13 protein-coding genes are annotated in these 13,813 nt (G+C 60.5%); 7 read left to right on the top strand and 6 right to left on the bottom strand.

The window, feature by feature from the left end; translation table 11 throughout:
• Nucleotide 1 precedes the first annotated feature (1 nt).
• The gene (locus tag C0V97_RS00365) at nucleotides 2–1,378 is read left to right on the top strand and encodes a PepSY domain-containing protein (RefSeq protein WP_158625309.1); all 1,377 of its coding nucleotides are present in this window, start codon (nucleotides 2–4) and stop codon (nucleotides 1,376–1,378) included.
• Here the strand turns inward: C0V97_RS00365 and C0V97_RS00360 are convergent.
• The 3 genes from C0V97_RS00360 to C0V97_RS00350 form a co-directional block, all read right to left on the bottom strand.
• Nucleotides 1,364–2,035 carry an SCO family protein gene (locus tag C0V97_RS00360; protein WP_127099614.1) on the bottom strand — a complete coding sequence of 224 codons (672 nt, stop codon included), beginning with the start codon at nucleotides 2,033–2,035 and terminating at the stop codon, nucleotides 1,364–1,366. The genes C0V97_RS00365 and C0V97_RS00360 overlap by 15 nt on opposite strands.
• 140 nt (nucleotides 2,036–2,175) lie before the next feature.
• Nucleotides 2,176–3,465: an adenosylhomocysteinase gene (gene ahcY, locus C0V97_RS00355; RefSeq protein ID WP_127099612.1), complete on the bottom strand. Its 1,290-nt coding sequence runs from the start codon at nucleotides 3,463–3,465 to the stop codon at nucleotides 2,176–2,178.
• A 145-nt stretch (nucleotides 3,466–3,610) separates the two neighbouring features.
• Nucleotides 3,611–3,982, bottom strand: coding sequence for a hypothetical protein (locus C0V97_RS00350; protein ID WP_127099610.1), 372 nt, complete (start codon nucleotides 3,980–3,982; stop codon nucleotides 3,611–3,613).
• 260 nt (nucleotides 3,983–4,242) lie between these two features.
• Here C0V97_RS00350 and C0V97_RS00345 point away from each other — a divergent pair, with 260 nt between their 5' ends.
• The 3 genes from C0V97_RS00345 to C0V97_RS00335 all read left to right on the top strand — a co-directional run bounded on the left by C0V97_RS00345 (nucleotide 4,243) and on the right by C0V97_RS00335 (nucleotide 6,850).
• Entirely contained in the window at nucleotides 4,243–5,277 is a 1,035-nt protein-coding gene (locus tag C0V97_RS00345; RefSeq protein ID WP_370264772.1) for a CorA family divalent cation transporter, read from the top strand.
• Nucleotides 5,278–5,566: 289 nt separating this feature from the next.
• Nucleotides 5,567–5,986 (top strand): DoxX family protein, encoded by a 420-nt coding sequence (locus C0V97_RS00340; protein ID WP_127099606.1) that lies wholly within the window; start codon nucleotides 5,567–5,569, stop codon nucleotides 5,984–5,986.
• Nucleotides 5,987–6,031: 45 nt separating this feature from the next.
• On the top strand, nucleotides 6,032–6,850 hold the full coding sequence (locus tag C0V97_RS00335) for an alpha/beta fold hydrolase (RefSeq protein ID WP_127099604.1): 819 nt from the start codon (nucleotides 6,032–6,034) through the stop codon (nucleotides 6,848–6,850).
• A 33-nt stretch (nucleotides 6,851–6,883) separates the two neighbouring features.
• Here the strand turns inward: C0V97_RS00335 and C0V97_RS00330 are convergent, their stop codons facing one another.
• Nucleotides 6,884–7,804, bottom strand: a complete 921-nt coding sequence (locus tag C0V97_RS00330; protein WP_127099602.1) for a LysR family transcriptional regulator — start codon at nucleotides 7,802–7,804, stop codon at nucleotides 6,884–6,886.
• A gap of 317 nt (nucleotides 7,805–8,121) precedes the next feature.
• Between C0V97_RS00330 and C0V97_RS00325 the strand changes: the two genes are divergently transcribed.
• Nucleotides 8,122–8,340, top strand: coding sequence for a hypothetical protein (locus C0V97_RS00325; RefSeq protein ID WP_127099600.1), 219 nt, complete (start codon nucleotides 8,122–8,124; stop codon nucleotides 8,338–8,340).
• A gap of 25 nt (nucleotides 8,341–8,365) precedes the next feature.
• On the opposite strand, the gene C0V97_RS00320 is transcribed toward C0V97_RS00325, so the two are convergent.
• Together C0V97_RS00320 and C0V97_RS00315 are read right to left on the bottom strand one after the other, a co-directional pair.
• Complete coding sequence (locus C0V97_RS00320) at nucleotides 8,366–9,298, bottom strand: rhodanese-related sulfurtransferase (protein ID WP_127099598.1); 933 nt, start codon at nucleotides 9,296–9,298, stop codon at nucleotides 8,366–8,368.
• 185 nt (nucleotides 9,299–9,483) lie between these two features.
• Nucleotides 9,484–11,856, bottom strand: a complete 2,373-nt coding sequence (locus tag C0V97_RS00315; protein WP_233581838.1) for a TonB-dependent siderophore receptor — start codon at nucleotides 11,854–11,856, stop codon at nucleotides 9,484–9,486.
• A gap of 104 nt (nucleotides 11,857–11,960) precedes the next feature.
• Here C0V97_RS00315 and C0V97_RS00310 point away from each other — a divergent pair, with 104 nt between their 5' ends.
• Together C0V97_RS00310 and C0V97_RS00305 are read left to right on the top strand one after the other, a co-directional pair.
• Nucleotides 11,961–12,821: a tetratricopeptide repeat protein gene (locus C0V97_RS00310; RefSeq protein WP_127099596.1), complete on the top strand. Its 861-nt coding sequence runs from the start codon at nucleotides 11,961–11,963 to the stop codon at nucleotides 12,819–12,821.
• A 98-nt stretch (nucleotides 12,822–12,919) separates the two neighbouring features.
• Nucleotides 12,920–13,789 carry an aldose 1-epimerase family protein gene (locus C0V97_RS00305; protein WP_127099594.1) on the top strand — a complete coding sequence of 290 codons (870 nt, stop codon included), beginning with the start codon at nucleotides 12,920–12,922 and terminating at the stop codon, nucleotides 13,787–13,789.
• Nucleotides 13,790–13,813 lie beyond the last annotated feature (24 nt).

The following is a 13,813-nucleotide window of genomic DNA, read 5'->3' as shown; positions in this document are numbered from 1 at the left end:
CATGACACAGAATTCCCGCTCCCCTCGTTCTGCCTTCTCCCGTCCGGTCTGGCCCGATCGGGCCATGCTCTGGCGCTGGCATTTCTTTGCCGGGCTCTTCTGCCTGCCTTTTGTCATCATGCTTTGCGTGACTGGCTTACTCTATCTCTTCAAGCCCCAGATCGAGACATGGCTTGACCGCGACATCGATTGCGCTGTTGCGGAGGGGACGCCACGCAGTGTGAGCGCCCGGCGCGATGCAGCGCTTGCCGCTGTACCCGGTGGGCATTTTCTTGCGCTGGAAATGCCCTCCCGGAAAAGCCAGGCCACGCGTGTTCTGGTGGCGCATGGGCCAGATGTGGCGCGTGTCTATATCGACCCCGTCTCGCTCAGGGTTCTGGCCCAACGCGACGAGCAGACACGGTTCGAGCGGCTGATGTTCCGGCTGCACGGGCAATTGCTCATCGGCAACTGGGGCTCTGTGATCATGGAAATGGTGGCCTCGTGGACCCTGGTGCTGATCGTGACCGGGGTCCTTCTCTGGTGGCCGCGACGCGCTTGTATTGGCGGCACAGTTCTTCCAAGGCTCAGCGCACAAGGTCGCGTGTTCTGGCGCGATCTTCATGCTGTTGGAGGATTATGGATCTCGCTCGTACTCGTGCTGTTTCTGGTGTCGGGTCTGCCTTGGTCCTTCGTCTGGGGCTCGGCTTTTTCGGCGGTCGAGAGCCGCATAGGCAGGCTGGTATCCGTACAGGACTGGGAAATCGGGGCTGTTCCCATCGCCGCAACGCTTTCGGGCCATGCCACCATGCCCGGCATGTCAGACTCCGAGATGGCTGGCATGACCATGGACTCCAAGCCTCAAGCGACGATGCCTCAACCAGCGATCCCTGCCGAGGGGCTGGACGCCGTCTACGAAGCAGCGCGCCGGCTTGCTTTCCCCGCGCCTACGCTCATCACGCCGCCCGCCACGGCCGGTGCACCATGGCGCATACGCTCCGATGCCCAGAACCGTCCGAAGCGGATCGAGGCCAGCGTGACAGCGCAGGGACAGGTCACCCACATCACCCGTTTTGCCGATAAGGGTCTGTCCGACCGGTTGATCGGCTATGGTGTCGCCCTTCATGAAGGGCATCTGTTCGGGGTTCTGAACCTCCTTATGAACCTGATTGTCGCGCTCTTATTGACCCTCACCTCGATAGCGGCGCTCATGCTGTGGTTCAGGCGCCGTCGGCCCGGACATCTCGATGCCCCCCGCGCCTCGCCACGCCGTATTGGCTGGGGCGCGCTGGCCGTCATGGGGCTCATGGGCGTGCTTTTGCCGGAGCTCGGGGTGTCGCTTCTGCTCCTCGCGCTGGCGAACCGGTTTCTCAGCGGGCGGTTTTCAGCGCTTCGCTAGATAGGGCGTGAGCGCGCGCGCCACGGCGGCGGGGCTGGAATCGGCCGGAAGAATGGCCTGAAGGTGGTTCTGGCCGTCCATCAGGTAGAGCACTGAGGAATGGTCGATCCGGTAATCGCCCTTCCCCTCATCGTTCATATCATGGCCCGCCATTGGGTCGATGGTGACGTGGGACGTCACGTGAAATGCCTTGGCTACGGCGTCGATCTGTGCGGCCGTACCGGTCAGGCCGATGATTTCGGGGGAGAAGCGTCGCGTATAGAGACCGATATCCTCAGGGCGATCCCGCTCCGGGTCGAGCGTGATGAAAAGCGGGACGGGGCGCTGCCTCTCGGAGGGAAGCAGAGTATAGGCCTGCGCTACCGTTGCGAGCGTCAGCGGGCAGACATCCAGACAATGGGTGTAGCCGAAATAGATGAGCGTCTGTCGCCCTGCGAAACGCGCCTGGGTGGTCGGGTGGTTTGCGCTGTCGATCAGGGTGTAGGGGCCGCCAATCGGTGTCTTGTGTCGATGGGCAAGAAGCGTCTGCAACCCGATAGCGCCTGCAAACAGACCGGCAATCACAAGCGTTGGCACAGCCCAGAGGCGGAACGCAGCGCGTCGGGATGTCGATTGTCTCGATCGCGCGGGTCTGGCGGCGGAGCGATCTCGGGCCATGCGCGTCTCCCTTGTAGAAGAGGCGGGGCTCTGCCCCGCTCCCCGGAAAGGGGCGAGCCCCTCTCATCCCTGCAAGAGGGTTTCCAGAGGGCAATGACCCTCTGGCGGTTCGCAGGACAGTGCCCTGCGCCCCTCGAGACTTAGTAGCGGTATTCTTCGTGCTTGAACGGACCGGCAACCGGCACACCGATATAATCGGCCTGCTTTGTGCTCATCTTGCTCAGCTCGGCGCCGACCTTGGCGAGATGCAGCGCAGCAACTTTCTCGTCCAGCTTCTTCGGCAGAGTGTAGACTTTGGTCTCATACTGGCCCGGCTTAGCCGTCCAGAGTTCGATCTGTGCCAGGGTCTGGTTGGTGAAGGACGCCGACATCACGAACGAGGGGTGACCCGTCGCGTTGCCGAGGTTCACGAGGCGGCCTTCAGACAGCAGGATGATGCGCTTGCCGTCGGGGAACTCGATCTCGTCCACCTGCGGCTTGACGTTGTCCCACTTGTAGTTACGCAGGGCCTCGACCTGGATTTCGCTGTCGAAATGCCCGATATTGCACACGATGGCGCGGTGCTTCATCTCGCGCATATGCTCGACGGTGATGATGTCGACATTGCCCGTGCAGGTCACGAAGATATCGCCGCGCGAAGCCGCGGCTTCCATCGTCACGACCTCATAGCCTTCCATAGCGGCCTGAAGGGCGCAGATCGGATCGACTTCGGTCACGAGCACGCGGCAGCCCGCATTGCGCAGCGAGGCGGCCGAGCCCTTGCCCACGTCGCCGTAGCCGGCAACCACGGCAACCTTGCCGGCCATCATGACGTCGGTGCCACGGCGGATGGCGTCCACGAGGCTCTCGCGGCAGCCATAGAGATTGTCGAATTTCGACTTGGTGACGCTGTCATTCACGTTGATGGCCGGAACCTTCAGCGTGCCCTTCTTCGCCATTTCCCACAGACGATGCACGCCCGTGGTCGTCTCTTCGGACAGGCCGCGCACGTCGTTCAGCATCTCGGGATACTTGTCGTGCATGAGCACGGTCAGGTCGCCGCCGTCATCGAGAATCATGTTCGGCGTCCAGCCATCGGGACCCTTGATGGTCTGCTCGATGCACCACCAGAATTCTTCCTCGCTCAGGCCCTTCCAGGCGAAAACCGGCACGCCGGTCGCGGCGATGGCGGCGGCGGCCTGATCCTGGGTCGAGAAAATGTTGCAGGACGACCAGCGCACGGTCGCGCCCAGAGCCGTCAGCGTCTCGATTAGCACGGCGGTCTGGATGGTCATGTGCAGACAGCCCGCAATGCGCGCGCCCTTGAGCGGCTGGCTGGCGCCGTATTCCTCGCGGAGCGCCATCAGGCCGGGCATTTCGCCCTCGGCAATGGAGATTTCCTTGCGGCCCCATTCGGCCAGGGCGATGTCGCGCACCTTGTAATCGGTCATTCTGAAACCCTTGTTTCTCTGGTGAGGGGCATTTGTATAGAGCGAGTTCTGGCTTTGGGCCAGCGCGCATGAAAAAGGCGCCCGACCCGGGTTGGGGTGGACGCCTTTTCATACCCTCAGGATCTGGGCCTTAAGGAGAGACCGGTTACTGCTGGGCCGATTTGTCGGACATCTTCATGCCCTTCATGCTGTGCTTGTGTTTGGCTGCTTTCTCATGTTGCGGCGAGGAGATGGGCATCTTGTCCGAAGTTTCTCCCGTCGGCGCCACCGTTCCACCGGGCGCGCTCGGCGTCTTGGGATCGGGCTGTTCATTCGCCTGATTCTTGAACGTCTCGTTCTGCTCGGTCGGGTTATGAATCTGGGTCGACTGGCTCTTGAGAGTTTCAGCCTTTTGAGCCGTAGGGGCCTGTTCGCTGTCTGTCGCCGTTGTAGCCTGCGCGAAAGCAGGGCCCGATACGAGAGTGGGTGCGGCAAGCAGGGCGGATGCGGTCAGGACGGCTTTAAATGCGTGTTTCATGACAGGCTCCTGTCGGAAAACGGGGTAATGATGTCAGGCTTGGTTTTTCGTTTTGCGGGACATCTTGATGAACTGGTAACAAACCGGCGGCGTTCCGGTTTCCTTGCCGCTACATTAAGCTTGGAAAGCGGTTGCCTGGGCTCGCCGCCCATGCGAGACAGCGAGCAGCGTTCGCTCAGAACAGAGATTTCCTCAGGATGGAGGATGGCATGTCCAATACACGCTCACAGATGCCGTTCTCCGTCGTTGCCGGTCAGGATATGAAGCCATCCGGTGCCCTGCCCCACGGCATTGCCAATGGGCTGGTCTGGGCCATCCGGGCGCGGCCGGGTGAGGACCCCTCGCCGCTCGAACCGCATGAGATCGAGAGCCTGCTCAATGATCGCACGCCGCCCTCGAACTATCCCAAACCCTCGGAAAGCTGGGCCTGGCTGCATTTCGACACCGTGCATAGCTCGGCGCGGCAGCACGTCGCCACCCTGCCCTGCCTGCCTGAAGACGTCAGTGCCATGTTGGCCGAAACGGAATATGGCGTCATGCTGGAGGCCCTGCCGGGTCTGGTCTGGGGGGCGCTTCCTGCTTTTGACGATGCCGTGTCGGAAGAGGATCGCGATATCTGCGCCTGGCGGTTCGCCATGCGGCCCGATCTGCTCATCACCACGCGCCGCAACCCCATCCCTGTCCTGGGTGCCGCGTTTCGTACCCTGCGCGCTGAGTCCATCCCCCGTAGCCCCGCCGGAGTGATCGATCGCGCCCTGCGCGAATTCACCGGCAGTGTGCGCCGCCAGATCGGCAAGCTCGATGACGAGCTCGACCGTGCGGAAGACGCACTCCTGCTGATCGAGCGACGTACCGATCTGGGGCATCTCGGCGGTATCGTGGGTAAGGGCCGACGCCGTGCGACCGAATTACGTCGCGTGGTTACCCCCATCGACCGTGTCTTGCGCGACGAGGATCTGGAGCTGCCAGAATGGGCTGAGGACGAATTGCGCGACCGAACCGAACGCCAGGTTCATGCCGCACTCGATGACATGATCGCCCTACTGGATCGTGCTCGCTCTCTCCAGGACGAACTCGGCTCGTCCCAGGCCGAAGAAACCAACCGACGCCTCTATATCCTGACGGCTGCCACCATTCTCATGTTCCCGGCTACTCTGGTGACCGGGTTCTTCGGCATGAACACGGGCGGGATGTATCTGGCGAGTGGCGCTTATGGCACGCTCGAGGCCGGTGCAGTGTGCTTTATCGCCATGATCCTGACCTGGGTGTTCCTGAAACTCGCCCGCTTGCTCTGAGAGGAATGCGGGGCGCTGCCCCGCCCCCCGGAAAGGAGCAAGCCCCTTTCATCCCGCTTCTATAACACAGGTTTCCAAAGGACGACCGTCCTTTGGTGGGGAATGGGGCAAAGCCCCATAAAGGAAGGCTTGTCTTAGAAACGCTCGCACGCGAGACTTCGCGCTCCATTGCCTATAAAAAGGAAAGAATACCTTTCTTTCATTTCTGTTTTTATGAACGATAAAGAACCGTAATGGTCTTTCAGCGGCGAGCCACTTCGGTGCCGCACCACGCTGAAGGAACCTCACCATGAATGCTCTTTTCCTGAGCGATGCGGCCTTGTTCGGCGCACGCTTTGGCCTCTCACTTCTGTTTCTCGTCATGGGCTGGGGCAAGGTTTCCGATTTTGCCGGAGCCGTCGCTTATATGGTCCAGTCAGGCGCCCCTTTCCCGACACTGTCGGCTCTGGCAGCCACGATCATCGAACTCGGTGCGGGGCTGGCCCTGGTGCTTGGTGTGATGACGTCGCCAGTGGCGCTTCTGCTGGCCGCATATACGGCCGTCACGGGGCTGATCGGGCATCATTTCTGGACCTATGCACCGGGCGCGGTGCGATACGACATGACGATCCATTTCTACAAAAATCTGTCGATTGCCGGTGGATTGCTGGCTTTGGCCGCCGCCGGTGCGGGGCGCTACGCCGTTCCGGTCAGACGCATCCTCCGCTGATTTTGCTCAATTTCTCCCTGCCATCAAAGAACAGGAGTTATTCAGATGTCCGTCTTCACCACGTCAGATCACGTCGAGATATATTACAAGGATTGGGGCAAGGGACGCCCTGTACTCTTGAGCCATGGCTGGCCGCTCAGTGCCGATATGTGGGACGAGCAGATGATCGCTCTGGCCGAGGCCGGATACCGGGTGATCGCTTTCGATCGTCGGGGGTTCGGTCGGTCGTCCCAGCCCTGGGGAGGGTACACATATGACCGGTTTGCCGATGATATCGCCGAACTGATCGCCCATCTCGATCTGAGCGATATCACGCTGGTCGGATTTTCGATGGGGGGTGGCGATATCAGCCGCTATGTGGCGCGCCATGGAACGACGCGGGTGCGAAGCCTCGCCTTGCTCGGGGCGGTCACGCCGGTTTTCATGCAGAGGGCGGATCATCCTTTCGGACCGGACAAGGCGTTCTTCGACGGGCTACGGGCGGCGCTTCTGGCAGACCGGGCGCAGGTGCTGGTGGATTTCGCCCCGGTGTTTTTCGGCAGGAACCATGGTCAGGCCGTATCCGATGGCGCGCTGGCGCAGTTTCTGCAGCTTGGGCTGATGGGGAGCGTGCGAGCCGAGATCGAAAGTGCGACAGCATTTGCGGAAACCGATTTCCGGCCTGACATGGCTGCCATCACCGTGCCCGCCCTGGTCATTCATGGGGATGACGATCAGGTTGTGCCTTTTGAGGGAACCGGCAGACTTGCGGCAGAGATGCTGCCCGATGCACGGCTCAGGATCTATCCCGGGGCGCCGCACGGTTTCACGGTGACCCATCAGGCGCAGCTGACAGCCGATCTGCTGGATTTTCTCAGGCTGTGATCGGTCCCTTGTCGCGACCTGTGCCGTCGCGGGTCAGTTTTCCATGGCCCAGGGGGCCTTGGCGAGTTCGGCGGCCAGATAATCGATCAGGACCTGTACCCGTTTCGGGCGCAGCGGGCTGGGGGGCATGACAAGATGCAGGCTGAGCGGTGTGATGCTCCACTCCGGCAGGACGGTGGTCAGCTTGCCTGCCTGCACCTCACGCCAGATCATGAATTCCGGCTGTATGGCCAGGCCTTGCCCGGCAATAAGCGCAGGATTATGGACCTCGGCATTGTCGCTCCACATTCTGATAGCGGGCTGCACAGTGCTTTCGCCAAGGAAGGGATGCGAGAAACGCCACGTGTCCCGCAGATTCCCGCCCGTATAGATGAGTGCCTGATGGCGGACGAGTTCGGCCGGATGAGACGGCGTTCCATGCCGTTCAAGATAAGACGGGGCTGCTACAAGGAACAGCCGCATGGTGCAGAGCCGACGTGACAGCATGGAGGAATCGTCCAGACTGGCAATACGCAAGGCCAGATCGAACCCCTCGGCTACGAGATCGACTTTTCGGTCGCTGAGCGCCAGATCGACAACGATCTCGGGATAGGTTTCGAAAAAGTGCGGCAGAATTGGTCCCAGATACCCCACACCGAAAGAGAGAGGCGCGCTGACCCGTACGCGCCCGCGTGGCGTGGAGGCCTGCTCCACCGCCTCCTCCTCGACGGCCTCACCCTCATCCAAAATACGTATGGCCCGCTCGAGCGCGACATGTCCGGCATCGGTCAGGGCAATCCGCCGCGATGTACGCGCGATGAGCGTCAGCCCCAGTCGCGCCTCAAGCCGGGTGATTGCTTTTGAAATCGTGGGATCAGATAGTCCGAGTTCACGCGCAGCACGCGAGAACGACCCCAACTGCGCCACACGCGCGAAAATGGCCCAGGCTTCCAGATCGGGGAGGCGTCTTTTCATGATGATCCGATAAAGGGGGCTAGAGCGCAGGCCAGGTCAAGCCTTGTCTCTGCTGATCGGATTCTCTTCCTGCTGTGACGCGATATTGCGGGGCGCTGCCCCGCCCCCCGGAAAGGGGAAAGCCCCTTTCATCCCGGTTTTTGCTAAGCATTTGCGAAGGCATGCCATCCCTTGGCGGGACGCGAGACAGGATACGACGAAGCGGTTTCTGGCAAAGTGACGCCCCGTCTTTCTATCGGTCAGACGTTGCTACGACTGAGCTCGCTCAGGCGCTGCAAAGTGGCCAACAGAACCCGCGGAGCGCCCCGAAAGCCGTCATGGCCTTCTTTGCGCAGGATGCTCTCCATGGCTGCCATGAGGCGATAGACGGCGCTATCACCCTCGAAGATCGCTGCTTCGATGGCCTCGAGATCGAGGATGTGGGTGCTTTACCCCTCCTCTCGCGCCCCATTCAAACGATCGAGGGTAGTGGTGAACCATGGATCCGATGCCCAGTGATCGTCTGCCGTCTCGCCGGTCATTGCGGTGTCTCCTAAGCAAGTATGAAGCGCGACCTTATGCTCAGTCGTTCCCACCAACATGATGTGTGCCACGAGCACGAGCCAAGTCTTCCTGTTGTTGACGGGCGGCGTAGCGCGCGCGTTGGGTGTCGGTACGTTCAGTCGCACAGGCGGGGCACTGGACGCCCTCGACATAGAGGGCTGAATTCTTGTCTTCGCCCGAAATGGGGCGGCGGCAGGCATGGCATAGATCATAGGCTCCGGGTTCGAGCCCATGGCGCACGGTCACGCGCTGATCGAAAACGAAGCATTCGCCCTCCCACAGGCTTTCAGCCTCTGGAACCTCTTCCAGATATTTCAGGATGCCGCCCTTGAGGTGATAAACATCCTGCACGCCTTCCGAGAGCGCGAAAGCCGTGGATTTTTCGCAGCGTATGCCGCCAGTGCAGAACATGGCGATTTTGGGCGTGCGTCCTTCGGCCGCCAGTTCAGCGCGGCGGGCGCGGAACCAGTCGGGAAATTCGCGAAAGCTCTGGATATCGGGGTCGATGGCGCCTTTGAAGGTACCGACCGCGACTTCATAATCATTGCGCGTGTCGATCAGGATCGTATCCGGGTCGGCAATCAGGGCGTTCCAGTCCATGGCCGAGACATAGCGCCCGACACCGGCAAGAGGGTCGATATCCGGCTGGCCCATGGTCACGATCTCCCGCTTGAGTCGGACCTTCATACGGTTGAAGGGCATGGTCTCCGCGCGCGAGAGTTTCCATTCGAGCGCATCGCAGCCGGGCAGGGCGCGGATATGGGCGATGATGGCGGTAATGGCCTCGTCACTGCCCGCTATCGTGCCATTGATCCCTTCGCGCGCCAGAAGCAGCGTACCCTTGATTCCCAGTCCCTGACAGGCATCGAGCAGAGGCGTGCGAATGGTCGCAGGGTCAGCAAAGGGGGTGAAGCGATAAAGGGCGGCAATGCAGATGGGTGGCTGCGACATGATGACTATCCCCAGAAATCCAGAAACCGGTTTTGGGGGTTCCATAGCGCAGGAGACGGGAAAACGCCTATCAAGAAACACCGAGCGGCTTGTTCGGGGTCGACCTTTGACGGCTCAGATCTCATCGGGTGCGGTGACAGCAAAAGCCGGGCAGAAAACCGCCCGGCTTCTGCCGAAGCGCCCATTCAGTAATTCAGGCTGATCTGCCCGAGGAAGGTACGCCCTGAGGATGGGGTGGCGCGATTGGAAAACAGGCTCTGGTAGTTCAGGCGATTGGCCAGATTGTAGCCATTGAGCGCGATCTTCCAGTGTTGACCAAGACGATGCGAAATGACTGCGTCGAAATCCAGATTATCCGGGACCTTGAGCGTGTTGGTGGTGTTCAGCCACACATGCTGGCGCCAGGTCATGCCACCGCCGAAAGAGACGTTGTAGGGCGTGTTGGAAAACGCATCATAGACTGACCACAGCGTTGCCTGATTATGGGGCACATACTGCACCTGCTTGCCCACGGATGCTGCGGTATCGGAGGCCAGCGTGTCGCTGTCATACAGGGCATAGGTCGCCGAGATATTCCAGTGGCGTGTGATCATGCCGCCCACAGAGAGTTCGAGCCCCTGATTACGCTGCTTGTCGCTCGACCCCTGCACCTGACCCGTGACCGGATCGGCATTGATGGCATTGTTCTTTTCCAGCCGGAACAGCGAGGCTGTGAAGCCCATGCGGTCATGGAAGGCGCTGTATTTCGCGCCGATCTCGTACAGATTGGCCTTTTCGGGGCTGGCAAAGCTGTTCGTCCCAGGACGGATGGGCACGGAGCCATTCGTCACATACATGCCGCTTGGCGTGGTCGACGTCGCCCAGGTGAAATAGTAGGTCTGATGGGTATCCGGCGTCGCAACAAGGCTGACATTCGGATTAAAGACGCTGCTGACCTGATGGTAATGGATATCAGGATTGGCGGCGACATTACCGCCCGTGAGGTTGTAGCTGGTCTGCCAGCGATCCCAGCGGAATCCACCCTTGATTGACAGCCAGTTCGTAAACCAGATCTGATCATAGAAGAACAGACCTGTATCGAAGCCGTAACCGTTCGAGTGCGACTTGGCCCCCAGCGCGCCGAGGCTGACCAGTCCTGCCGGGTTCAGGTCGCCGGGCACCAGAAGCAGATTGCCGACATTGGGATTGGGGTTGACCAGCGAGGCATAGGGCTTGGGTTTGAGATAGGTCGATTGCGAGCGGACGTCGTTGACGCGTTCGAGATCGAAGCCTGTCACGACCTGATGCCTGAGAAAGCCCGTATGGAAATCGGCGACCATTGAGCCGACATTCTGCACCGACCAGCTCGTTTGCTGATAGGGCAGGGGTGCCATGATCGTGCCGGCGCCCTTGCCGTTTCCGGCGCCATTCGGTCCCGAGCGCGCGACAAGCGCCGAGCCGGCATGACCGAGGAAGTAGTTGTTCACGCAGGTGGCGTCACAGGTGGCCTTGGAGGCCGCGAATGTCCGGTAGAACTGGCCGCCGCGCAGATCGTCATAGAATTTGATGTGATCGTTGAGTTTATACGAGAAGCGTGCCGTTTCCATATTGTCGTTTGTGGCGTTCTGGTCGCTGGTCGTGCCGTAGAAATTCGTCCGGCGAATGCCGTATTCGGTAATCGGGCCGCCGGTTTTCGCGCCGGGCGGCGTGACAACAGGCACGCCAAAATCGGGGACCGAATTTTCCTGCTGATGCATGTACTGCAGCACCAGCGTGGCCTTGCTGCCAAGACCGAAGGCGATGGAGGGTGCAATGCCCCAGCGATGCGAATAAAGGAAATCGCGCCCGACGATGTTGTTCTCGTTGCCCATGCCGGTGATGCGCAGGGCCGTGTGATCGTCGAGTTTCTTGTTCACGTCGAGCACACCCCGATAATAGGAGCCCGACCCGCCATTGAACTCGGCGGCATAATGATCGCGCAGGGTCGGCGTCTTGGTCACCATGTTGATGGCGCCCCCCGTCGTGCCATTGCCGAACACTTCGGATGACGGCCCCTTGATGACGGAGATCGTCTCGAGATTGAACGCATCGCGACTGTAGACGCCGAAATCGCGCAAACCGTCCTGGTAGATATCGTTCTGCGCCTGAAAGCCGCGGATCAGGAACTGATCGCCATTCATGCCGCCCGCGCCTTCGCCAATCGAGGAGGTCACGCCCGGCACATTGCGCAGGGCTTCATCCACCGATTTCACGTTCTGCTGCTTCATCAGCATCTGGGGCACGATATTGATCTGCTGCGGCGTATGCAGCGCATCCTGCGGCATGCGCGACAGGCCGATCGGGTCTTTCAGCGTGTTGAACCCGTTACCGAGCACTGTGATATGCTCATCCGGGTGGGCTTCTGAGCCGTTCTTACCGATCGTATTCTTGCCCTCTGGACGTTTTTCCACTTTGCGCTGAGGTTTCCTGTCCTTGCGATCCAGGGGCGCGTCTGTTGCCGCATGGGTTTGAGTCGCTCCGAGAATGATCCCGGTAAGCATCGGTAGCAGGGACAGGGATTTGCGCGAGGGGGGACGCATGAGGCGCGGCGCTCCATTCAGTTGCGAGGATTTCGCAACTCCATAATGAAAGCGCGACTGAGTCTCAATTGATTTGTTGCGAAATATGTGTAGTTTTTTGCGAAATGTCTAACTTTCCCTTTCCAGTTACCTGGGCAAAAAGCGTCATCCGACGCCTGCGGCGCCGTCTTCGGCGTCGATCCGGGAGCGTCGCTATTGCCAGTCTGGAGCCTGCCGCGCGGTATGGTCGATTGCCGGAAGCCATCGAAGCCATCCGGCTCAAGGCACTCGCAGGCCATGTGCTGGAACAGGTGCTCTGGGGGCAGATCCTGCGCGATAGTGTCTATGTGCCTTCCCGCCCCGATCTGGCGTTTCGCTGGTTCGAAGGGGCAGCAAATGCCGGGTACGGTCCGGGGCTGAACATGCTGGGACGGTGTTATCAATTCGGCTGGGGGTGTTCCCGTGATCTGCTGCGCGCTGCAACCTGTTACGAACAGGCCGCGCTGCGGGGAGATGCCTGGGGTTGCTATAATCTCGCTATCCTCACCATGCGCGGCATTGGGGTGGAAAAGGACCTTGCGCGCGCCCTGACCCTATTCAAGGCCGGAGCCGAGGCTGGCCATGCCAAATCGATGAATCTTTATGCCCGGTTTCTCGAAGAGGGGTGGGAGATTGCACGGGACAGGGAAGCATCGGCGCTGTGGTATCAGCGCTCCGCTGAGGCAGGTGATTATCGCGGGCAACACAATTACGCGACGCTTCTATGTGACCAGGGCAAGCGGGAACAGGCATTGGAATGGTGGCGCAAGGCCGTCGGGGAGGCGACATCGGATATTCTTCTGGCCATGCGTACACGCCTGTCTCTTCTTGATCCGCCGGCCGACGCTGCGCTCGTATCGGCTGTTGAGGAACGTCTGGCCGGACTTGAATGCGGCCAGGGCGCGATGCCCGTCATGCAACCCGACCCTCACGAAACAGTCTCTTGATCTGAACGGATTTTTGGGGAAGGTCGGTGGGCCCTCCGGTTTGCGCCTTTTCCGAAGGCGACGTGTCGGTAGGCTAGACGAGAGGAGCATGATGGGTGATGTCTGACAGCCATGTCTTCAGCAACGGGCGGTATACGGCGCGTGTTGCGGCTCATGGGGCCGAACTCTGCTCCTTATGCGACGAGACCGGGCGTGACCTGATCTGGAACGGCGGCGCGTGGCCACGGCATTCACCGGTGCTGTTTCCGATCGTGGGCAGGCTGCGTGACAATCATGCATTGATCGATGGACTGGATTACACGCTTACCCAGCATGGTTTTGCCCGCGACCGGGTTTTTCGTTGGGTCGAGCGGAGCGAAAGCGGCTGCATCCTCGTTCTGGAAGATGACCCGACCAGTCGCGCGCTGTTTCCCTTCGCCTTCCGTTTGGCGCTGCATTACCGCCTTGATGAGGACGGACTGCATCTGCATTACACGTTGGGCAATCCTGATAGTCTGAGCGTGCTGCACGCGTCTCTGGGCGCGCATCCGGCCTTTATCTGGCCGCTTGTTCCCGGCAGGCCGAAAGCGGGCCATGTCGTGGAATTCGAGGCGCCGGAACCCGGAAATCTGGCACTTCTGGAAGAAGGGCTGATTGTCGATGGCGACAGGCCCAGCCCGGTCGAGGGGCGTATTCTTGGGTTGGAAGACAGCCTGTTCGAGCAGGACGCACTTATCTTCATGCATCCAGCGAGCCGGTCCCTGCGCTTTCATGCGCAAGGGGGTGAAGCGCTGGTTTTCTCGTGGCATGGTTTCGAGCAACTCGGGATCTGGATGAAGCCCGGCTCGGATTTCATCTGCTTCGAACCCTGGATGGGGTATGCCAGCCCGGCCTCGTTCGATGGCCCCTTTGAGGAGAAACCCGGCCTTCTGCATCTTGCCCCCGGCGAATGCTGGGAAGCAGGATGGTCGGTACGGCTCGCCACCTGAGGGGTGTTCGCCATAACCGGTGTA

It is taken from the genome of Asaia sp. W19, from assembly GCF_003994335.1.
Classification (GTDB): Bacteria; Pseudomonadota; Alphaproteobacteria; order Acetobacterales; family Acetobacteraceae; genus Asaia.
Note: the sequence above shows the minus strand (reverse complement) of the source record. Positions and strands in the feature narration are given on the sequence as shown.